At 73.9% G+C, this 19,195-nt stretch carries 16 protein-coding genes and 3 pseudogenes; 14 read left to right on the forward strand and 5 right to left on the reverse strand.

Annotated elements, in window-relative coordinates; genetic code table 11:
* The first annotated feature begins 79 nt into the window (after nt 1-79).
* From ACFV2J_RS11590 to ACFV2J_RS11600, 3 genes are all read left to right on the forward strand, one after another.
* Nucleotides 80-982 carry a polysaccharide deacetylase family protein gene (locus tag ACFV2J_RS11590; protein ID WP_385082030.1) on the forward strand — a complete coding sequence of 301 codons (903 nt, stop codon included), beginning with the start codon at nt 80-82 and terminating at the stop codon, nt 980-982.
* The gene (locus ACFV2J_RS11595; protein ID WP_385081979.1) at nt 979-1,158 is read left to right on the forward strand and encodes a hypothetical protein; all 180 of its coding nucleotides are present in this window, start codon (nt 979-981) and stop codon (nt 1,156-1,158) included. The genes ACFV2J_RS11590 and ACFV2J_RS11595 overlap by 4 nt, the downstream gene beginning before the upstream one ends.
* Nucleotides 1,159-1,329: 171 nt before the next feature.
* Nucleotides 1,330-2,058 (forward strand): peptidyl-tRNA hydrolase, encoded by a 729-nt coding sequence (locus ACFV2J_RS11600; RefSeq protein ID WP_385081978.1) that lies wholly within the window; start codon nt 1,330-1,332, stop codon nt 2,056-2,058.
* 117 nt (nt 2,059-2,175) lie between these two features.
* Here ACFV2J_RS11600 and ACFV2J_RS11605 read toward each other — a convergent pair.
* Nucleotides 2,176-2,250 (reverse strand): annotated as a pseudogene (locus ACFV2J_RS11605) (darcynin family protein); the annotation flags it as partial.
* A 101-nt stretch (nt 2,251-2,351) separates the two neighbouring features.
* Here ACFV2J_RS11605 and ACFV2J_RS11610 point away from each other — a divergent pair.
* The 5 genes and pseudogenes from ACFV2J_RS11610 to ACFV2J_RS11630 all read left to right on the forward strand — a co-directional run.
* Nucleotides 2,352-2,618, forward strand: a pseudogene (locus ACFV2J_RS11610) (LysR family transcriptional regulator); the annotation flags it as partial.
* 162 nt (nt 2,619-2,780) lie between these two features.
* Nucleotides 2,781-4,172, forward strand: coding sequence for a DUF692 domain-containing protein (locus ACFV2J_RS11615; protein ID WP_385081977.1), 1,392 nt, complete (start codon nt 2,781-2,783; stop codon nt 4,170-4,172).
* Between the two features lie 263 nt (nt 4,173-4,435).
* A complete protein-coding gene (locus tag ACFV2J_RS11620) occupies nt 4,436-5,191 on the forward strand; it encodes a DUF4142 domain-containing protein (RefSeq protein WP_385081976.1) in 756 nt (251 codons plus the stop codon).
* A gap of 127 nt (nt 5,192-5,318) precedes the next feature.
* Nucleotides 5,319-6,112 (forward strand): annotated as a pseudogene (locus ACFV2J_RS11625) (TIGR04222 domain-containing membrane protein).
* Nucleotides 6,113-6,232: 120 nt separating this feature from the next.
* Nucleotides 6,233-7,897: an alpha/beta hydrolase gene (locus tag ACFV2J_RS11630; protein ID WP_385438305.1), complete on the forward strand. Its 1,665-nt coding sequence runs from the start codon at nt 6,233-6,235 to the stop codon at nt 7,895-7,897.
* A gap of 27 nt (nt 7,898-7,924) precedes the next feature.
* On the opposite strand, the gene hemQ is transcribed toward ACFV2J_RS11630, so the two are convergent.
* Together hemQ and hemG are read right to left on the reverse strand one after the other, a co-directional pair.
* Nucleotides 7,925-8,644 carry a hydrogen peroxide-dependent heme synthase gene (gene hemQ, locus ACFV2J_RS11635; protein WP_168530667.1) on the reverse strand — a complete coding sequence of 240 codons (720 nt, stop codon included), beginning with the start codon at nt 8,642-8,644 and terminating at the stop codon, nt 7,925-7,927.
* Nucleotides 8,645-8,648: 4 nt separating this feature from the next.
* Nucleotides 8,649-10,115 carry a protoporphyrinogen oxidase gene (hemG, locus tag ACFV2J_RS11640; RefSeq protein WP_385097207.1) on the reverse strand — a complete coding sequence of 489 codons (1,467 nt, stop codon included), beginning with the start codon at nt 10,113-10,115 and terminating at the stop codon, nt 8,649-8,651.
* Nucleotides 10,116-10,274: 159 nt separating this feature from the next.
* Here hemG and ACFV2J_RS11645 point away from each other — a divergent pair, with 159 nt between their 5' ends.
* Nucleotides 10,275-11,282: a DUF4349 domain-containing protein gene (locus ACFV2J_RS11645; protein ID WP_385438309.1), complete on the forward strand. Its 1,008-nt coding sequence runs from the start codon at nt 10,275-10,277 to the stop codon at nt 11,280-11,282.
* A gap of 33 nt (nt 11,283-11,315) precedes the next feature.
* Nucleotides 11,316-12,743 (forward strand): FAD-dependent oxidoreductase, encoded by a 1,428-nt coding sequence (locus ACFV2J_RS11650; RefSeq protein WP_385438345.1) that lies wholly within the window; start codon nt 11,316-11,318, stop codon nt 12,741-12,743.
* Between the two features lie 110 nt (nt 12,744-12,853).
* Here ACFV2J_RS11650 and ACFV2J_RS11655 read toward each other — a convergent pair whose 3' ends face one another.
* Nucleotides 12,854-13,189, reverse strand: coding sequence for a hypothetical protein (locus ACFV2J_RS11655; protein ID WP_153288083.1), 336 nt, complete (start codon nt 13,187-13,189; stop codon nt 12,854-12,856).
* A gap of 198 nt (nt 13,190-13,387) precedes the next feature.
* Here ACFV2J_RS11655 and ACFV2J_RS11660 point away from each other — a divergent pair, with 198 nt between their 5' ends.
* Complete coding sequence (locus tag ACFV2J_RS11660) at nt 13,388-14,206, forward strand: rhomboid family intramembrane serine protease (protein WP_385095206.1); 819 nt, start codon at nt 13,388-13,390, stop codon at nt 14,204-14,206.
* Between the two features lie 4 nt (nt 14,207-14,210).
* Here the strand turns inward: ACFV2J_RS11660 and hemE are convergent, their stop codons facing one another.
* Nucleotides 14,211-15,281 carry a uroporphyrinogen decarboxylase gene (gene hemE, locus ACFV2J_RS11665; protein WP_385095203.1) on the reverse strand — a complete coding sequence of 357 codons (1,071 nt, stop codon included), beginning with the start codon at nt 15,279-15,281 and terminating at the stop codon, nt 14,211-14,213.
* Nucleotides 15,282-15,495: 214 nt separating this feature from the next.
* Here hemE and ACFV2J_RS11670 point away from each other — a divergent pair, with 214 nt between their 5' ends.
* The 3 genes from ACFV2J_RS11670 to ACFV2J_RS11680 all read left to right on the forward strand — a co-directional run bounded on the left by ACFV2J_RS11670 (nt 15,496) and on the right by ACFV2J_RS11680 (nt 18,688).
* The gene (locus tag ACFV2J_RS11670) at nt 15,496-16,122 is read left to right on the forward strand and encodes a DUF3000 domain-containing protein (RefSeq protein WP_385095200.1); all 627 of its coding nucleotides are present in this window, start codon (nt 15,496-15,498) and stop codon (nt 16,120-16,122) included.
* A 482-nt stretch (nt 16,123-16,604) separates the two neighbouring features.
* Complete coding sequence (locus ACFV2J_RS11675) at nt 16,605-17,267, forward strand: response regulator transcription factor (RefSeq protein WP_019073943.1); 663 nt, start codon at nt 16,605-16,607, stop codon at nt 17,265-17,267.
* A gap of 146 nt (nt 17,268-17,413) precedes the next feature.
* Nucleotides 17,414-18,688 (forward strand): HRDC domain-containing protein, encoded by a 1,275-nt coding sequence (locus ACFV2J_RS11680; RefSeq protein WP_385088420.1) that lies wholly within the window; start codon nt 17,414-17,416, stop codon nt 18,686-18,688.
* The last annotated feature ends 507 nt before the right edge of the window (nt 18,689-19,195 follow it).

The raw sequence follows: 19,195 nt of genomic DNA on the forward strand, positions 1-19,195 counted from the left end.
GGCCTGCGCGTCGCATCCACTCGACGCGCGCGCACCATCGACCAGATGGTCACATTTACATCGATATCTTCGTCCCGTGATGATTCCAGTGCGCCGCATCGTCGCGACCTGCGCCCTCGGGGCCGCCGGAGTCGCCCTCGCAGCCTGCGGAACCTCCGGGGCGCCCGGAACCCCGAAGCCCGCTCCGCCGGGCCCCCCGGCGTCGGTCTCCGGCAGCGCCGTGCCCTCCTCCCGGCCGCCCACACTGGCCCCGGGCCCCAGCGGGCTGACCCCGGTCTTCATGAACGGTCCGCGCACCCGGGACAGGGTCGTCGCCCTGACCTTCGACGCGGACATGACGGCGGACCAGGGTCGCCGGGCGGCGGGCGGAGAGCACTTCGACAATCCGCGGCTGATCAACACGCTCCGCGCGTTCAAGGTGCCGGCGACCGTGTTCATGACGGGACGCTGGGCCGACCAGTACCCGGCGGAGGCGCGGGCCATCGGGCGTGACCCCCTCTTCGAGGTCGCGAACCACTCGTACAGCCACTACGCCTTCACCAAGGACTGCTACGGGCTGCCGACCGTCTCCAGGGACAGGATGCGGGCGGACGTGGAAAGGGCGTACACCGCGTTCGAGAAGGCGGGCGTGCCCCACCCGATGCCCTACTTCCGCTTCCCCGGCGGGTGCTACGACCAGCAGGCGCTGCGGACCCTGAGCGCGGTCGGGGTGACCGCCGTGCAGTGGGACGTGGTGAGCGGGGACGCGTTCGCCACCGACTCCGGCGCCGTGGCACGGCAGGTGCTGGAGGGCGTGAAGCCCGGGTCCGTCGTCGTCATGCACTGCACGCGGAGTGCGGCCCCGGTGACCGAGCGGGCTCTGCGCACGATCGTCCCCGAACTGCGGAAGAAGGGTTTCCGCTTCGTCAAAGTGTCCGACCTGATCGGGGCGGCGAACCGGCACCACCAGGGACCGGCGGTCCGCCGTACGCTGGGCCCATGAGCGAGGACCACCGCTGCACGCCGGGGGCGCCGGCCGCCTCCGCCGAGGCCGGACCGCCGTTCGCCGAGTGCGTGCTGTGCCGGAAGCCGACGGAGTACCCGGAGTCGCACAAGGGGATCACGCTGTGCCCCGTCTGCGCGTGGCAGGAGGCGCAGCGGACGGCCTGCTCCGGGTGACCGGCGGGTCCACCTGAGCGCCCGGTCCACCTGATCGCCCGCTCCGGACGACCATCGGGCGCCGCGTCACCACGCGCGGCGGCGAGCCCGGCGCCACCGGCGCGAGCGGGACGAAGCCCTACGGGCCGGCACGCGCCGAAGAACGGATCTTCCGCCTGGCACACTGGGGAGGTGAGCAGCGACCCCACCACCTCCGGCGACAGTCCCTTCCGCGACGAGCGCGTCGCCCGCGACGAGGCACCGCAGTTCGTGCTGCCCATGGTCGTGCGCATCGAGAAGACCGCTCCCCCGGCGCGGACGGACGCGCTGGAGACCGCGGCCCGCGCCGTGCTGACGATCCTCGCCGACGAGCGGTCGCTGGGGGACGGCGAGTGGGCGCGGGCGATGCGGGACTGGCAGGACGCCCGGATCCGCAAGGTCGTGCGGCGGGCGCGGGGCGCGGAGTGGCGGCGGGCGGAGGCGCTGCCCGGCATCACGGTGACCGGGAAGTCGGCCGAGGTACGGGTCTTCCCGCCGGTTCCGCTGGACGGCTGGCCGAAGGATCTCGCCCGGCTCCAGGTCTCGGGTACCGAACTCGACGATCCGGAGCCACCGGTGGACGCCGACACCACCGCGCCGACGCTGTGGCTCAACCCCCATCTCGCCATGTCCGCCGGCAAGACGATGGCGCAGGCCGGGCACGGTGCCCAACTGGCCTGGTGGGAGCTGTCGGACGAGGAGCGGGCGGCCTGGCGCGACGCCGGTCTCCCGCTCGCGGTCCGCACCGCGGACAAGGCCCGCTGGGGTGAACTCGTCGCATCCGGGATGCCGTTGGTCCGCGACGCGGGCTTCACGGAGATCGCGCCCGGGGAGACCGTCGTGGTCGAAGGGGTGGACCGCGTCGGGTCCCTCCAGGGCTGACGACGGTCACGGACGGCCCGCTCCCTCGCGTCGCGCCCGCCGCGTGCCGACGCCCTCGGCCCCGGTGAGACGGAGGGCACGGGCATCGCTTCGCGGACGGAGTGTCCGGACGGTGTGTCAGGTGCTGATGGTGGCGACCGGGTCGAGGCCGTAGGTCCGGGCGTAGCCGTTCTCGGTGCCGACGAGGAGGTCGTCGGGGGACAGGTCCTGCGGCCGGCGGGACGACGTCGGTGAACACACCCCTGTCCCGGATCGATGCGGCCTCCTCCAGGAGGTTCTCGAAGAAGGAGGGGCTCCCCTGTCACCTGGCCGCGATGACCCTCGCGGCCCGCAGCGACGTCGTCTGCCTCGCCCCGACCGCACGCCCTGGTGCCGCCCCCTCCCCCCTGACCGACGCCGCCACCGCCCTCGGCCTGGTCCTCCTCGACATCCCGCTGCCCCTGCCGCCCCTGGCCATCGGCATGGCATGGCACCCCCGCCACGCGGCCGACGGAGGCCACCACTGGCTGCGTGACGCCGTCCGCCGAACCCTTCACGGGTCCGGCGACCCGACCGCCTGAAGCGGCCCGGCGGCTCCGGTGGAACCTCAAATGTTGCTCTGAACGTCCGCCCTGTCGGATTGGGCCCACGGTCCCGGGGCCATGACCCCGTCACAGCACGGGACGGGTCCGTCATGGGGAGACGACGGGCGAGGCCGGGCAGGGCGTGACGGAGGAGGGGACATGACGCGACCGGGGTGGCTGGGAACGGGAATCGGGTGGCGGCCGGAGATCGCCGAGGCGGTGGAGCACATGCCCGGCATCGACTGGGTCGAGGCCGTGTCGGAGAACCTGTGTCCGGGGCACCTGCCCGACTCGCTGCGGCGGCTGCGCGAGCGGGGCGTCACGGTGGTGCCGCACGGCGTCTCGCTCGGCCTCGGCGGCGCGGACCGACCCGACGAGTCGCGCCTCGCCGCCCTCGCCGAACGTGCCGAGTTGCTGGGCGCGCCCCTGGTCACGGAGCACATCGCGTTCGTACGGGCCGGCGGCGCCCTCACCGCGTCGCCGTCGCTGGAGGCGGGGCACCTGCTGCCGGTGCCGCGCACCAGGGACGCGCTGGACGTGCTGTGCGAGAACGTCCGGATCGCGCAGGCCGCGCTTCCCGTCCCGCTGGCCGTGGAGAACATCGCCGCGCTGCTGTGCTGGCCGGGCGAGGAGATGACCGAGGGGCAGTTCCTGTACGACCTGGTGGACCGCACCGGCGTACGCCTGCTCATCGACGTCGCCAACCTCCACACCAACCACGTCAACCGCGGCGAGGACCCCGCCAAGGCCTTGGACGAACTGCCCGTCGAGGCCATCGCGTACGTGCATGTCGCCGGCGGCTTCGAACGCGACGGCGTCTGGCACGACAGCCACGCCCACCCCGTGCCCCGCCCGGTCCTCGACATCCTGGCCGACCTGGCGTCCCGGGTGACCCCGCCGGGGGTCCTCCTGGAACGCGACGAGAACTTTCCCGGGCCGGGCGAGCTGGAGAGGGAACTGACCGCGATCAGGGCGACGCTGGAGAAGGCCGGAACGGCAGCGCCGGTGAAAGGTGCCGCGGCGAGCGAGCCGTCACCCGAGCCCGCCCCCGCCCCCACGCCGTCACCGAAGCCCGCCCCCGCCCTCACACCGTCACCCGACCCCACTCCGTCACCCGACCCCGCACCCGATCTCGCGCCCGCCCGTCAGCGACTCGCCCTCGCGCAGGCCGCCCTGCTCTCCGCGCTCGTCGCGGGGACCCCGGTGCCCGAGGGGTTCGACCGGGTGCGGACGCGTGTGCAGGCGCGGGCCCTGGCCGCCAAGCGCGCGGATGTCGTCGCGAAGGTGGCGGCGGAGCTGCCGGAACTGCTGGGCGACGGCTACCGGGCCGCCTTCCTCGGGTACGCGCAGGGCCGTCCGATGACCGGGGGCTACCGTCGTGACGCCCTGGACTTCGCCGAGCACCTGCTGCTCGCCGGGCACCCGCGTGACGCTCGGACACGGCACCTGTTGCGCGACTGGTGGCTGGAGCGCTCCGGTCCCACACCCCCCTCACGGCGGCCGGCGGCCCGGCTGGCACGCGCCACCCGCCGGGTGCTGCTGCGCCACTGACCGTCCTCCCCCACTCGCCACCGCTGCCACGGCCCGTCCCCTGGAGTGTGACGGGGTTGACACCGCATCCGGGCCGATCACGCTGCGCGCCGGATTTCCGGGCCTATCGACCGGTTCGGACCCGGTCCGAGACGTCCCGTCCGACGCCATTCCTCCCGATCGTCAACCCTTCCTTCCCGTACGGAAGTCGGCGTGGTGCCCGAAGTACCATGCCAACCCGTACCCGAAGCGCACCAGCGTGCGGTGCCACGACTGGAGGCACCTTGCGATCCATCGACCGCACCGCATCGGTCAGTGGGACAGGACTCGTCGTCGCCGCCCTGACGGCGACCCTCATCGCGCTGGTCTTCCCGATCTGGTCGTACGCGGACCGCTCCGGCACCGGCCTGGACTCCCTGAACGCCCAGACCGTGCCGACGCGGTCCGGTCCGCTGTCCGGGCTGGACCGCGAGTTCGTCACCAAGGTCAGACTGGCCGGCCTGTGGGAACTGCCCGCGGGCCGGCAGGCCGAGGAACGCGGCACCACCACGGCCGTACGGACGGCCGGCGCGCACCTGGTCGAGGGCCACACCTTCCTCGACGCCCGCGTCCGCGACGTGGCCGCCCGGCTCGGTCTCGAACTGCCGAACCGGCCCAACGCGCAGCAGCGCGGCCGGCTGGCCACCCTGGAGGCGGCCCACGGCACGGACTACGACCGGAAGTTCGCGAACCTCCTGCGCGCGGCGCACGGCAAGGTCTTCGCCGTCGTCGCCCAGGTCCGCGCGAACACCCGCAACTCCCTCGTACGGGGCCTCGCCGACGACGCCAACACCACGGTGCTCGACCACATCAAGGTCCTCGAAGCCACCGGGTACGTCGACTTCGACGCGCTCGCCCGGGACGCCGCGACGGCCGCGCCGCCGCCGCTCACCGCCACTCCCGCCCCGCCGGGCCCCACGGACGCTCCGGGCACCCCCGTCCCCGTCACCCCGTCGGCGCCCTATCCCCTCCCCCCGGCCGCCTCCCGCGGCAGGAGCTGACCCTCCGTCGCGACGCGGTCCGCCGCGTCCGCGGACGCGGCACCCGAACGTCACAGACCCACAACGCTCCGTCCACATCGTGAACAGACCGTGGCGCCCGACCGCCCGGGTCGCATAGAAACACGCCATGTTCTGGGTCCTTCTCCTGCTCCTGGCCTGGGCCGCGGCCGGCACGTCCTGCGTCCGGCTGTGCCTGGCCGCCGTGCGGGCCGCGGCGGTCGACGCCGACACGGCCGGCGGACACCACCTCACGCTCTACGAGGCGGCGTTCCTGTCCGGCGGCCCGGCCCGGGTCGCCGATCTGACCCTGGTGTCCATGGCCCGTCAGCGGCGGCTGCTGCTCGCGCACACGGGCTGGGCGACGGTCGTGGACCCGCGCGGGCGGGACGACATGGAGCGTTCGGTGATCGGCGCGATAGGCCCGGAGGGCCAGTCCCGGATAGCGCCCGTCCGGGCCACGGCGGCCGCCGCGGACTCGGTGCGCCGCCTCGCGGACCGTCTCGTCGCCGCCGGGCGGGGCGGGGCCGGCGGGGCGCCCCCCCCCCCCCCCCCGCGGCCGCCCCCCCCCCCCGCCAGGTCCAGGCCGCCTCGGCGGCCGTCCTCGCGCTCGGCGCCGTGGCCGTCCTGATGCCCTCTCAGCCGCGCGCCGACGAAGTGCCGGTCGCCGTCTGGTTCGCCCTCCCGCTCGTCCTCACACTGAGCTGCCTGGCGATCGCCCGCATCGAGGTCCACCCCTACACACGGTGGGCCTCCCCGGCCGGCCAGCGGCTGCTCGGTACCCTCGCCCGGCACACCGACGCCACCGCCGACGACCGCACCTACCTCACCTCGGTGGCCGTACGCGGCATCCGCGCGGTCGGCGAACCCGGACTGCGCGCGGCCTTCGCGCACCGCGACCGCGCGGCCGGACGGCAGCGCTGACCGGCGCCCGAGGGGGCGCATAGGAGTCATTGGCGCCGACACCGGCACCCGGTGCTTTACTTCACCAACCACCGGACGAAACATCCCCTTTGTCGCTGCCGTGCGCTGAAGGGATACGCGATGAGAGCTGCCGTCCTCCGCGGAACCGCCGGGTCCTTGCTCCTGACCGCCCTCACCGGCGCCCCCGCGGGCGGCGCCCAGGCCTGGCCCGGCCCCGCCGGCCGCACGGCGTCGGACCTGACCCGCGGTACCGCCGTCGCCGCCGCGCGCGCGGCCGCCGCCGGCATCCGCTTCGGGACCTGCGCCAAGGAGACGGGACTCCCCGCCGGCGTGCGCTGCGGCACGGTCGAGGTGCCGCTCGACTACGCGGACCCCGACGGCAGACGGATCAGACTGACCGTCAGCCGTGTGGGGGCCACCGGCAAGGACACCCGGAACGCGAAGCACAAGGTGCCCCGGCAGGGCGCCCTGGTCTACAACCCCGGCGGTCCCGGCTCCTCCGGCATGTACTTCCCGCTGTTCGGCACCCTGCCCGAATGGAAGCGGATCGCGGCGGCGTACGACCTGGTGGGCTACGCGCCGCGCGGGGTCGGCCGCTCGGCCCCGTTGTCCTGCAAGGACCCGAAGCGCTCGGTGAAGGGGCCCTCGCAGGCGCCGACGTACCCCTCGGAGTCGTACAAGAAGGAACGCATCGCGGAGGCGCAGGCCTACGCGCGCGGCTGCCTGGAGCGCTCCGGCCGGGCGATCCGGCACTACACCTCGCTCAACAACGCCCGTGACCTCGACGTGCTGCGCGCCGCGCTCGGCGAGCGGAGGCTGACCTTCATGGGCGCCTCGTACGGCACCTACTTCGGTGCCCTCTACGCGACGCTCTTCCCCTCGCACGTCCGCCGGATGGTCTTCGACTCGGCGGTGAACCCGGCACCCGGCCGGATCTGGTACGAGAACAACCTCCAGCAGTCGGCGGCCTTCGAGGGCCGCTGGGCCGACTTCCGCGCGTGGACCGCCCGGCACGACAAGGTGTACGGGCTCGGCGGCACGCCCGAGGAGGTGCTGCACAGCTACGAGAAGGCGCGGGCGCAGCTCGCCGCCTCACCCGCGGGCGGCAAGGTGGGTCCGGCGCAGCTGCAGAGCGCGTTCCTGGAGGCGGGGTACTACGACGACTACTGGCCGCGGCGCGCTCAGGCGCTCTCCGCCTATCTGAAGGGTGACCCGAAGCCGCTGATCGAGCAGGCCGCGCGACCGGAGGCGTCGGCCGGGGCGGAGAACGCGGGCGCCGTCTACACGGCGGTCGAGTGCAACGACGCGTCCTGGCCGACCCAGTGGCGCACCTGGGACCGCGACAACACCCGGCTCGCGCGCCGGGCGCCGTTCGAGACCTGGGACAACGTGTGGATGAACCTGCCCTGCGCGTACTGGCCGGTGCCCCGGCAGAAGCCCCTCGACGTACGGACGCTGCCCGGTGCGCTGGCGCCGACCCTGATCCTGGCGGCCGAGCGGGACGCGGCCACGCCGTACGAGGGGGCGGTGGAGTTGCAGCGGCGGCTGTCGGGTTCCGTCCTGGTGACCGAGAACGGGGCCGGGACGCACGGGATCGGCGGCGGTCCCAACCCGTGCGTCAACGGCTACCTCGACGCGTATCTGCTGACGGGCCGGCTCCCGGGGCTCCGCGCGCAGTGCGCGCCGCGCGCGGAGCCGGAGCCGGCGGCCGCGAAGCCCGCCGGGCCGAAGGCGGCCACGCCGGGCGGTCGGGCACCGCACGCGAAGGCCGGGCGGGCTTCGTAGGCCGCCCGGCCCCGCGCCGGACAGCGGTCAGGCGAGACCCGCGACCAGTTCGGCGACGTCCTTGCGGCGGCCCGTGTAGAACGGGACCTCCTCGCGGACGTGCAGCCGGGCCTCGGAGGCGCGCAGGTGACGCATGAGGTCGACGATGCGGTACAGCTCGTCGGCCTCGAAGGCGAGGATCCACTCGTAGTCGCCGAGGGAGAACGAGGCGACCGTGTTGGCGCGCACGTCGGGGTAGCCGCGGGCCATCTTGCCGTGGTCGGCGAGCATGCGCCGGCGGTCCTCGTCGGGCAGCAGGTACCAGTCGTAGGAGCGTACGAACGGGTAGACGCTGATGTAGTCGCGGGGCGTCTCGTCGGCGAGGAACGCCGGGATGTGCGAGCGGTTGAACTCGGCCGGGCGGTGCAGCGCCATGTTCGACCAGACCGGCTCCAGGGCGCGGCCGAGCCGGGTGCGGCGGAAGAGGTTGTACGCCTCCTGGAGCTGGTCGGCGGTCTCGGCGTGCCACCAGATCATCAGGTCCGCGTCGGCGCGCAGCCCCGACACGTCGTACGTGCCGCGGACGGTGACGTCCTTCGCGGCGAGCTGGTCGAAGAGCTCCTGGACCTCGTCGGCGTATCCGGCACGGTCCTCGGGGAGCACGTCGCGCAGCCTGAAGACGGACCACAGGGTGTAGCGGATGACCTCGTTGAGGTCCTTGGCCTTCTTGCCGATGTTCGGGATCTTGGCGGGGGCGTCGTCACTCATGGGGCTATTCTCCCGCGCCGCCGTGCAGGCTCTGCACCGGGTTCCTGATCAGCGCGTCCAGTCCGGCGCGGTCGCCGCCGAGCTGGTCCACGGCGGCGTACGCGCTCGCGACGCAGGCGGGGATGCCGACCCCGTCGTACGCGGCGCCGCAGACCGCGAGGCCGGGAAGTCCGGCGACGTGCGCGCGGATCCGGGCCACCCGCGTGTGGTGTCCGACGGGGTACTGCGGCAGGCCGTCGTCCCAGCGGGTGACGCGGGTGGCGACGGGCTCGGCGGTCAGGCCGGCGGCCTCGCGCAGGTCGTGGCGGGACACGTCGACGAGGCCGGCGTCGTCGCGGCCCAGCACCTCGCTCTCGCCGTGCCGGCCCACGGAGGTGCGCAGGACGAGCAGGCCGGGGTTCTCCTCGTCGATCCAGCCCCACTTGCGGGAGGCGAAGGTGGACGCCTTGATGGTGTGTCCGTCGACGGGCGGGACCAGGAAGCCGCTGCCCTCGGGAAGGGTGATGTCCGCCCGCCGGTAGGCGAGGGTGACCAGCGCCATGGACGCGTACTCGACGGCGGCCAGCTCGCCGGCGGCGGCGGGGGCCTCCGGGCGCAGCAGGGTGGCGGCGGCCGGGGCGGGCAGGGCGAGGACGACGGCGTCGGTGCGCAGCACACGGTCTCCGGCCACGACCGTCCAGCCGGGCCCGGTGCCCCGCGTCCGGCGCACCTCGGTGACCTGGGCGCCGGTGACGATCTCGCCGCCCCGCGCGCGCACCGACTCGGCGACCGCGAGCGGGAGTCGGCCGACCCCGCCTTCGATGCCCATGAACACCGGGCCGGTCTGCTGGTGCGCGGCGGCCTTGGCCTGGATCGCGCGCACGGCCTCCGTCAGGGAGGTGTGGGCGCGGGCGGCCTCGAAGAGCTGGGGGACGGCGGCGCGCAGGGAGATGCGGTAGGCGTCACCCGCGTAGACACCGCCGAGCAGGGGCTCGACCAGCCGGTCGACGACCTCGCGGCCGAGGCGGGCGGCCACGTACTCCCCCACCGCCACGTCGTCACCGATCTCCGTGCGGGGCAGTTCGGTGTCGCGCTCGATGCGGCGCAGTCCTTCGTCGGACAGGACTCCGTGGAGGGCGGCGGCGGTGCCGGGGACGCCCATGACGTGTCCCTTGGGCATGGGGCGCAGGGCGCCGCGGGTCCACAGGGACGCGGTCGCGGTGGCGGGGGTCCGCAGGCGGTCGGCGAGGCCCACCTCGCGGGCCAGTTCGACCGCTTCGGGGCGGCGGGCGAGCATCGACTCGGCGCCGAGGTCGACGCGCGCGCCCGCGATCTCGCCGGGCAGCAGCTTGCCGCCGACGCGGCCGGAGGCCTCCAGGACGGTCACCCGGGCGCCGCGGTCGAGGAGACGGTGGGCGGCGGCCAGACCGGCGATCCCGCCCCCGATGACGACGACGTGCCCCGTACCCATACGACTGTCCTGTGCGCGCATGCGTCCACTTTCTCAGACCCCGCCGCCGCGTCCGCCGGGCCCCGGTGTCCGGCACGAGTCCCGACCGTGACCTCATCGGGACCGGAAGACCCCAACGTCCTACCCGGTCCCGGCGTCGAAGAGACATCATCCGTCGCGAGACCCGGGGGGTACGCCCACATGCACACACCACGTTCCGCACGCCGGACACGAACCGGCCGGGCCCTGGCCGGGATCCTGCTCGTCTCCTCCCTCGCGCTGGCGGGGTGCGGATCCGCCGGGGACGGAGGCGCGTCGAGCAGCGACAAGGCGGCGGCGGACCAGAAGGCCGGCCCGGCCGCCAAGGAGGCGGTCCCCGGAGCCGCAGAGGGTGCCGCCTCGGACAGCGCCGCCTCGGGCGCGGGCGGCTCCCGTGCCACCGGCGCGCCCAGGCTGGAGACGAGCGGGATCATCCGTACCGCGTTCCTGACCGTGCAGGTCAAGGACGTTCCCAGGGCCCTGGACGAGGCCCGGGTCACGGCGACCGGCGCGGGCGGCTTCGTCGGGGACGAGACGACCACCCGGGACGGCGGCGGCCACGAACGGACCCGCGTCGTGCTGCGGGTTCCCACGGACCGCTACGACCAGGTCCTCGCCGATCTGGGCGGCGCGGGGAAGATCCTGGAACGGACGGCCAAGGCGCAGGACGTCAGCGATCAGGTCGTCGACGTGGAGAGCCGTATCAAGTCGCAGCGCGCCAGTGTGGCCCGGGTCCGCGGGCTGATGGACCGGGCGGCCAGGCTCAGCGACGTGGTCGCGCTGGAAGGGGAGCTGAGCAGCCGCGAGGCGGACCTGGAGGCGCTGCTCGCGCGGCAGTCGTCGCTGAAGGACCGCACCAGCCTGGCCACCATCACGCTGTCCCTCTCGGAGACGCCGGTGCGGAAGGCCGCCGAGAAGTCCGGGGAGCCCGGCTTCGTGGACGCCCTCGCGGGTGGCTGGGACGCGTTCGTCACGACGCTGCGCTGGATCGCGATGGTGTTGGGCGCGGTGCTCCCGTTCGCCGCCTGCGCGGCGGTGCTCGTGGTGCTGTGGCTGCGGTTCGGACGCTCCCGGCTGCCGCGCCGGCCGGCGCCGGCACCCGTGGCGCCGGGCGCCGGTTCGCTGCCGGCGGCGCCGCCGGTGCGCGGAGAGGGTGGCAAGGACGACTGAAATGGCGGGCCCCCGTAGCGTGTTCGCATGAGCATGAACCGTACGAGCGCGACGGACGTCGCCGGCAGCACAGGCGGGACGGGCGGCGCGACCGAGCGACTGGTCGTCATCGGCGGCGACGCGGCGGGCATGTCCGCCGCGTCGCAGGCACGCCGCATGCGGGGCCCGGACGAGCTGGAGATCGTGGCGTTCGAGCGCGGCCACTTCACCTCCTACTCGGCCTGTGGCATCCCGTACTGGGTGGGCGGCGACGTCTCCGGGCCGGACCGGCTGATCGCGCGGTCGCCGCAGGAGCACCGGGAGCGGGGCATCGACCTGCGGATGCGCACCGAGGTCACGGAGATCGACGTCGCGGGCGCCCGGGTGCGCTCGCGGGACCTGGAGTCCGGGGCGGAGGCGTGGACGTCGTACGACAAGCTCGTGATCGCGACCGGCGCCCGTCCGGTCCGCCCGGCCCTGCCGGGGATGGACGCTCCCGGTGTGCACGGGGTGCAGACCCTCGACGACGGCCAGGCGCTGCTGGACACGCTGGCCGCGAAGCGGGGCCGGCGCGCGGTGGTCGTCGGCGCCGGTTACATCGGCGTGGAGATGGCCGAGGCGCTCATCAACCGCGGGTACGAGGTGACCGTCGTCAACCGTGGCACCGAACCGATGGCCACGCTCGACCCGGACATGGGCCGGCTGGTCCGCCGGGCCATGGCGGGCCTGGGCATCACCATGGTCGACGACGCCGCGGTGACCGGGATCGTCGCCGACGCCGACGGGGTCCGGGCGGTCGCCACCCAGGACGCGGAGTACCCGGCGGACGTGGTGGTCCTCGGCATCGGGGTGCGCCCCGAGACGACCCTCGCCAGGGCGGCCGGACTGCCGCTGGGCGACCACGACGGGCTGCTCACCGATCTGGCGATGCGGGTGCGCGGGCACGAGGACATCTGGGCCGGCGGCGACTGCGTCGAGGTCCTGGACCTGGTCTCGGGGAGCGAGCGACACATCGCGCTGGGCACCCACGCCAACAAGCACGGGCAGGTCATCGGGAGCAACGTGGGCGGCGGGTACGCCACCTTCCCCGGTGTGGTGGGCACCGCGGTGAGCAAGGTCTGCGACCTGGAGATCGCGCGTACGGGGCTGCGCGAGAAGGACGCGCGCCGGGCGGGCCTGCAGTTCGAGACCGTCACCATCGAGTCGACCAGCCGCGCGGGCTACTACCCCGACGCGGCGCTGATGACGGTGAAGATGCTCGCGGAGCGCCGCACCGGACGGCTGCTGGGCGTGCAGATCGTCGGTCGCGAGGGTGCCGCGAAGCGCGTCGACATCGCCGCGGTGGCGCTGACCGCCGGCATGACCGTGGAGCAGATGACGGCCCTGGACCTGGGCTACGCCCCGCCGTTCTCACCGGTGTGGGACCCGATCCTGGTGGCGGCGCGGAAGGCGGTCACGGCGGTGCGGCGAGGCGCCCGGTAGGGACCCGGGGCCGGCCGGGGCGACCGGCCACGTGCGGCCGGCGGCGCGATCGGCCGTCGCTCCCGCCCCCTTCTCCGCTCTCCACACCCGCGCCCGCGCCGCGTCACGGCCTACGCGGACTCGTGACCGGCGTTCTGGTTGATGCGGTCTATCGCCTGCCGGGCCTGCTCGGCCGGCGGCCGCGCGGGCAGCGAGGAGACGGAGCCCGAGGCGGTGACGGCCGCGGGCGGCGTGGTGGGCGGCTTCGCGTGCGCGGCCGACCGAACGGAGCGCAACCGGTGGCTCACGGCCTCGTCGAGGGTCACCGGACGCTGAAGGCGCGCCGCGAGCCGTCCGGCCTCCTGGCCGAGCGCTGCCACGTCCTCCCAGGGGAGGTGCACCACCAGGGCGATCTCCGCCTCACCGTCGGGCAGGGCGTGCATCGGAGGAGTAACTCGGTCGTTCATCGCCTGTGTCCTCACGTCTTCCTCGCGTCACGTCTGCGTCGCGGCGCGGGCGGTTGAGGAGTCATACGCACCGGAGCGCGACAGCGTTCAGAGGCACCGGCAGGAGTGCGGGCCGGGGCACGCGCCCCCGCCGGGCGGAGTCCGCGTGCCCTCGTGGCCGTGCGGATACCCGCCGCGCATCCAGGGCACTAGTTCCTCGTGGTCATACCCGTCCATGACGTGAACCCGGTCCGCAGCACGCCCTACGTGACGTACGCCCTGATCGCCGCCAATGTCCTGGTGTTCCTCTACACCCCCGGCCTCGCCGGATCGGTGGCGGGCGACAGCGGGCTGTCCCAGCTGTGCCATCTGCAGGCGTTCCTGGACCACTACGCCGCGGTGCCGCAGGAGTTGATCCACCATCAGATGCCACCGCTCGTGCCGACCGGTGAGGTAGGGGCCGGCGCGCACGGGCCCGGCTGCCTGGTGAGCGTGCCGGGCTACGACAAGTCGCCGCCGCTCTCCGTCCTGACCGCGATGTTCCTGCACGGCAGCTGGCTGCACCTGCTCGGCAACATGCTCTTCCTGCTGATCTTCGGCAACAACATCGAGGACCGCCTGGGACATGTGCGGTTCACGCTGTTCTACGTGGCGTGCGGGTACGCGGCCGGATACGGCTTCGCGCTCCTCAACGACAGCTCGTCGGACCCGCTGCTCGGCGCCTCCGGGGCGATCGCCGGGGTGCTCGGCGCCTACCTGGTGCTCTATCCGAGGGCCAGGGTGTGGGTGCTGGTCCCGTTCCTGGTCTTCCTGCCGCTGCGCCTGCCCGCCTGGCTCGTGCTCGGCTTCTGGTTCGCGCTCCAGGCGGTGTACTCGTCGGGCGGCGGGGTCTCCACCGCCGGGACCGTCGCGTACGAGGCCCATGTGGCCGGCTTCCTCGCGGGCATGGTGCTGGCCTGGCCGCTGCGCCGGGGCACCCCGCCACCGCCGGAACCGCGCAGCCTGCTGTGGGGCAGACAGGCGCGGCACGGCTGGTGAGGCGTCAGCGCGCCGTCCGGGTGTGGACGTACTCCACGAGCCGGGTCAGCGCGTCCGGGTCCATGGCCGGCAGGACGCCGTGGCCGAGGTTGAAGATGTGGCCCTCCAGACCGGCGGCGGCGTCGAGCACCTCGCGGGTCTTGGTCTCCACCGCCTCGGTCGAGGAGAAGAGGACGGCCGGGTCGAGGTTGCCCTGGAGCGCCTTGCCGGGGCCCACCCGGCGTGCGGCCTCGTCGAGCGGCACCCGCCAGTCGACGCCGACCACGTCCGCGCCCGCCTCGCCCATCAGGCCGAGCAGTTCGCCGGTGCCGACGCCGAAGTGGATGCGCGGGACGCCGTAGCCGGCCACGGACTCGAAGACCTTGGCGGACGCGGGCATCACCGAGCGGCGGTAGTCGGCGGGCGCCAGCGCGCCGACCCAGGAGTCGAAGAGCTGCACGGCGCTCGCGCCCGCCTCGATCTGCACCTTGAGGAAGGCGGAGGTGATCTCGGCGAGGCGGTCGAGCAGGTCGGCCCACAACTGCGGGTCCCCGTACATCAGCGCCTTGGTGTGCTCGTGGTTCTTGGACGGACCGCCCTCCACGAGGTAGCTCGCGAGGGTGAAGGGCGCGCCCGCGAAGCCGATGAGGGGCGTCTCGCCCAGCTCGGCCGTCAGGAGCTTGATCGCGTCGGTGACGTACGAGACGTCGTCGGGGGTGAGGTCGCGCAGCTGCGCGAGGTCGGCGCGGGTGCGGATCGGCTTCTCGACGACCGGGCCGACGCCCGGCTTGATGTCGAGGTCGACACCGATGGCCTTCAGCGGGACGACGATGTCGCTGAAGTAGATCGCCGCGTCCACGCCGTGCCGGCGGACCGGCTGGAGGGTGATCTCGGCGACCAGCTCCGGCCGCGTGCAGGACTCCAGCATCGGAATGCCCTCGCGCACCTTGAGGTACTCGGGCAGCGAGCGACCGGCCTGCCGCATGAACCACACCGGTGTGTGCGGCACGGGCTCGCGCCTGCACGCCTTGAGGAAGGCGGACTCGTACGTGGCTGTCGGCGGCTGGCCCGCGGCGGGGCGGTCATTGGCACTCACGACGGAGAGTCTCCCACGCCCCGCGGGCCCCCCGGTGCCGGGCTCCGCGGCGGGCGCGCACCCCGGCCCCGGCACCGGGACCGGCTCGTTCGCGGGGCGCGAACCGGACAGTGGTCCCACGCACGGGTGTCTCTCCCTGCGCGCGGGCCCAGTTCCCCTTAATCTTCCCCGCATGGCTGCGGCTCAGGGACGACTGTCGGACGGCGCTGGGGGAATGGACGATGCCAAGGAGGGGGACCAAGATGCGAAGGAGACTGCTCCGTTGCCGTTCCGGGCCGCCGTCGACGCGCTGAAGGGGGCCCGGCTGCGGCCGGAGATCGAGATCGACCCGACGCGTCCGCCACAGCGCCTGGCCCCGTACTCGTACGCCTTGGAGGCCGCGGTCGTCGCCGAGGACGAGGATCTCGCGGACGGCCGGCTGGTCCTGCTGCACGACCCGGCGGGGCACGAGGCCTGGCAGGGCGCCTTCCGCCTGGTGACACTGATCCGCGCCGAGCTGGAGCCGGAGATGGCCGCCGACCCGCTCCTCCCCGACGTCTCCTGGTCGTGGCTGACCGGCGCGCTCCAGGCCCGCGGTCTGTCGTACGGCGAGCCGAGCGGCACCGTCACCCGGGCGAGCTCGCACTACTTCGGGGGGCTGTCCGAGCGTCCGTCCGCGTCCCAGATCGAGATCCGCGCCTCCTGGACACCGCGCGAGGGCCTGGGCGGCGTGCCGGACACGGGCGCGCATCTCGCCGCCTGGTGCGATCTGCTCTGCCAGATCGCGGGCCTGCCGCCGGCCGGACCGGGCGACGCCTCGGTGGTGACGCTGCCGCAGCGGCGGGGGCCCCAGTCACGCTGAACCCGCGGCGGTGACCGTGCGCCGAGGACCCACCGAGCCGCCCACCGCACCACCGTCCGCCCGCCGCACCACTCGCCCGCCGCCCGCTCGCCCCGCCACCCGCACCGCCCGCCGCGTCACCTCACCGTCCGGCTCCGGGCAGCCGAGCACCCACCGCCCCCACGCAGGGCGGCACTTTCTTGTGCGCGGGCTGTCGTGAGAACCGTGCACGCACACCTGCGCGAGCACCGCACGCCTTGCCGGGTTCTTACCGAGGCTTTGTCGATACGGCCACTTTCAGCCGTGTCGTGACAGGGAACGACTCGGTTCGATCTTCGGATGATCGATCGCGTGTCCGAATTGCACGGATTGTTACTCACCAAATCGTGATCATTCTCTAAAGGAGAACGGGTTTGGTGCCGAAGACGTCTGTGACCTTGAAAGCACGGTTCGTCCCGGCTTCATCCCCAGAGCCGGTCCCGTCCCGCACCCCAGGAGGCCTGGTGTCCGTTCTCCTCGAGCAGCCCGCAAGCCTGGTCGCCTACCGCCCGAACAAGCCGACCGCCATGGTGGTCGTGGCCGACCCACGGGTCCGTTCCACCGTCACACGCCACCTCTGGGCGCTCGGTGTGCGCGACGTCATCGAGGCGTCGTCCGTCGCGGAGGCCCGTCCCCGAATCGGCAACCCGCGCGACATCTGTGTCGCCGACGTCCATCTTCCCGACGGCAGCGGGCTCACCCTGCTGTCCGAGACCCGGGCCGCCGGCTGGCCCAACGGCCTCGCCCTGTCCGCCGCCGACGACATCGGCGCCGTACGCAACGCCCTCGCGGGCGGCGTCAAGGGCTATGTCGTCACCGGCACCCGCACCAACGTCGGGCTCCCCACCCGGCCCGGTGCCGCGCCCATCGGCTCGGCCGCCGCCCGTATGCACCGCCGCCCCCCGGGTGCCCCGAGCCACCCGGGCGGCTACCGCGAGCTCTCCGGCCGTGAGGTCGAGGTGCTCCGGCTGGTCGCGGAGGGCCAGTCGAACAAGGCCATCGGAGTCTCGATGGGCCTGTCCGCGCTGACCGTCAAGAGCCACCTCGCCCGCATCGCCCGCAAGCTCGGCACGGGCGACCGCGCCGGCATGGTGGCGGTGGCCCTGCGGACGGGGATCATCCACTGACCCGCGTACGGGAACGCCCAGCCGCACCCCGCCCACCCGTTCGTGAACGCGATCTTTCACCGACCTGACTGGTTTACGACCCTCATACGCCCGTCGACGGAACGTTCCGTCGGCGGGCGTAGTCCATACACGGATACCCTTGACAGGTGACCGACGCCCAAGAGACCGCAGAAGACAGCTCACTGCGAACCACCGGAGGCGGCCCTCCGGACGACGTCGAATCGGCGCCGATCCCTTTGCTTGAGCCCCGAGAGGGCATTCCGCCCGTCGTCGCCGACGAGACCTCGCTCGCCGAGGTGATCGCCGCGTTCGCCGCTGGGTCCGGCCCCCTGGCCGTCGACGCCGAACGCGCGTCCGGCTACCGGTACGGCCAGCGCGCCTACCTGGTGCAGCTGCGCCGCGAGGGCGCGGGCAGCGCCCTGATCGATCCCGTGGCCTGCCCCGACCTGTCGGGCCTCGGCGAGGCCGTCTCCGGGGTGGAGTGGGTCCTGCACGCCGCCACCCAGGACCTGCCCTGCCTGCGGGAGATAGGCATGGTCCCGACGCGGCTCTTCGACACCGAGCTGGCAGGCCGTCTGGCCGGGTTCCCCCGGGTGGGCCTCGGCGCGATGGTCGAGAGCGTCCTCGGCTTCGTCCTGGAGAAGGGACACTCCGCGGTCGACTGGTCCACACGCCCCCTCCCGGAGCCGTGGCTGCGCTACGCCGCGCTCGACGTGGAGTTGCTCGTCGACCTGCGCGACGCGCTGGAGAAGGAGCTCGACCGGCAGGGCAAGCTGGAGTGGGCGCAGCAGGAGTTCGACGCGATCGCACAGGCCGAGCCGGCGCCGCCGCGCAAGGACCCCTGGCGCCGTACGTCCGGGATGCACAAGGTGCGCCGCCGCCGTCAGATGGCGGTCGTACGGGAGCTGTGGGAGACCCGGGACCGGATCGCCCAGCGCCGCGACATCTCGCCGGGCAAGGTCCTCGGGGACGCGGCGATCGTCGAGGCCGCGCTCTCCCTGCCGCTCAATGTGCAGGCCCTGTCCGCGCTGAACGGCTACGGGCACCGCATGGGGCGGCGCCAGCTGGAGCAGTGGCAGGCCGCGGTCGACCGCGCCAAGGCACTGCCCGACACCGAGCTCCCGCAGCCGGGGCAGCCGGTGACCGGCCCGCCGCCGCCGCGCGCCTGGGCCGACAAGGACCCCGCCGCCGCGGCCCGGCTCTCCGCCGCGCGCGCCGCCGTGTCGGCGCTGGCCGAGCAGCTCAACATGCCGCAGGAGAACCTGATCACCCCGGACACCGTGCGCCGGGTGTGCTGGGAGCCGCCGACGACGCCGGACCCGGAGTCCGTGGCCGCCGCGCTCGCCGGGTACGGAGCCCGGCCCTGGCAGGTCGAACAGGTGGCACCGGTACTGGTGACCTCCCTGTCCGCGGAGGACTAGACCGCGAGCCGCACGAGATCCCGGCCCGCGCTCCCCTCGGGGGGCGCGGGCCCGCTCAGCACCCCACCCACCCGCTCCCGCCCCGCACACGGCCCGCCCTTCTCGCGCCGCCCGGCCCGGCAGCCTTCTTCGCACCGCGCGCCGTCCCCCGTTCTCGCCGCGAACCCCGGCCCGGCTGCCCGCACCGGGCCACGCGTACCCTCCACAACCGCACCCTCCACCCGCGCCGTTCACCCGCCCGGCTCCACGCGGGCCGGCAACGCCCTTCAGCGCTCCCGGAGGGCCTCGCGAACCGGAACAGCGACGTCGATATCACGCCAAGATCTCCGGCGGGACCGCACGGCGGACGTGGCGGAAGGACGAGCCCCTCCTCGTCGCGGGCGACCCCTCCGCACGGGACCGCCGGCCCCGATCGCGAGCCCGGCCCCCGGAAACCGCCCCGTTCCCGTGTGACGTTCGCCGCTCCCGGCGCCGGGACTGGGCAGGGTGGTTACTCGTAAGTAGCAT

This window comes from Streptomyces sp. NPDC059668 (assembly GCF_042734135.1).
Taxonomy (GTDB): Bacteria; Actinomycetota; Actinomycetes; order Streptomycetales; family Streptomycetaceae; genus Streptomyces.

Bases quoted from the DNA above. Each gene is read 5' to 3' on its own strand.
- ACFV2J_RS11590 (WP_385082030.1), top strand. From the start codon at position 80: ATGATTCCAGTGCGCCGCATCGTCGCGACCTGCGCCCTCGGGGCCGCC.
- ACFV2J_RS11595 (WP_385081979.1), top strand. From the start codon at position 979: ATGAGCGAGGACCACCGCTGCACGCCGGGGGCGCCGGCCGCCTCCGCC.
- ACFV2J_RS11615 (WP_385081977.1), top strand. From the start codon at position 2,781: ATGACGCGACCGGGGTGGCTGGGAACGGGAATCGGGTGGCGGCCGGAG.
- ACFV2J_RS11630 (WP_385438305.1), top strand. From the start codon at position 6,233: ATGAGAGCTGCCGTCCTCCGCGGAACCGCCGGGTCCTTGCTCCTGACC.
- hemQ (WP_168530667.1), bottom strand. From the start codon at position 8,644: ATGAGTGACGACGCCCCCGCCAAGATCCCGAACATCGGCAAGAAGGCC.
- hemG (WP_385097207.1), bottom strand. From the start codon at position 10,115: ATGCGCGCACAGGACAGTCGTATGGGTACGGGGCACGTCGTCGTCATC.
- ACFV2J_RS11645 (WP_385438309.1), top strand. From the start codon at position 10,275: ATGCACACACCACGTTCCGCACGCCGGACACGAACCGGCCGGGCCCTG.
- ACFV2J_RS11650 (WP_385438345.1), top strand. From the start codon at position 11,316: ATGAACCGTACGAGCGCGACGGACGTCGCCGGCAGCACAGGCGGGACG.
- ACFV2J_RS11655 (WP_153288083.1), bottom strand. From the start codon at position 13,189: ATGAACGACCGAGTTACTCCTCCGATGCACGCCCTGCCCGACGGTGAG.
- ACFV2J_RS11670 (WP_385095200.1), top strand. From the start codon at position 15,496: ATGGACGATGCCAAGGAGGGGGACCAAGATGCGAAGGAGACTGCTCCG.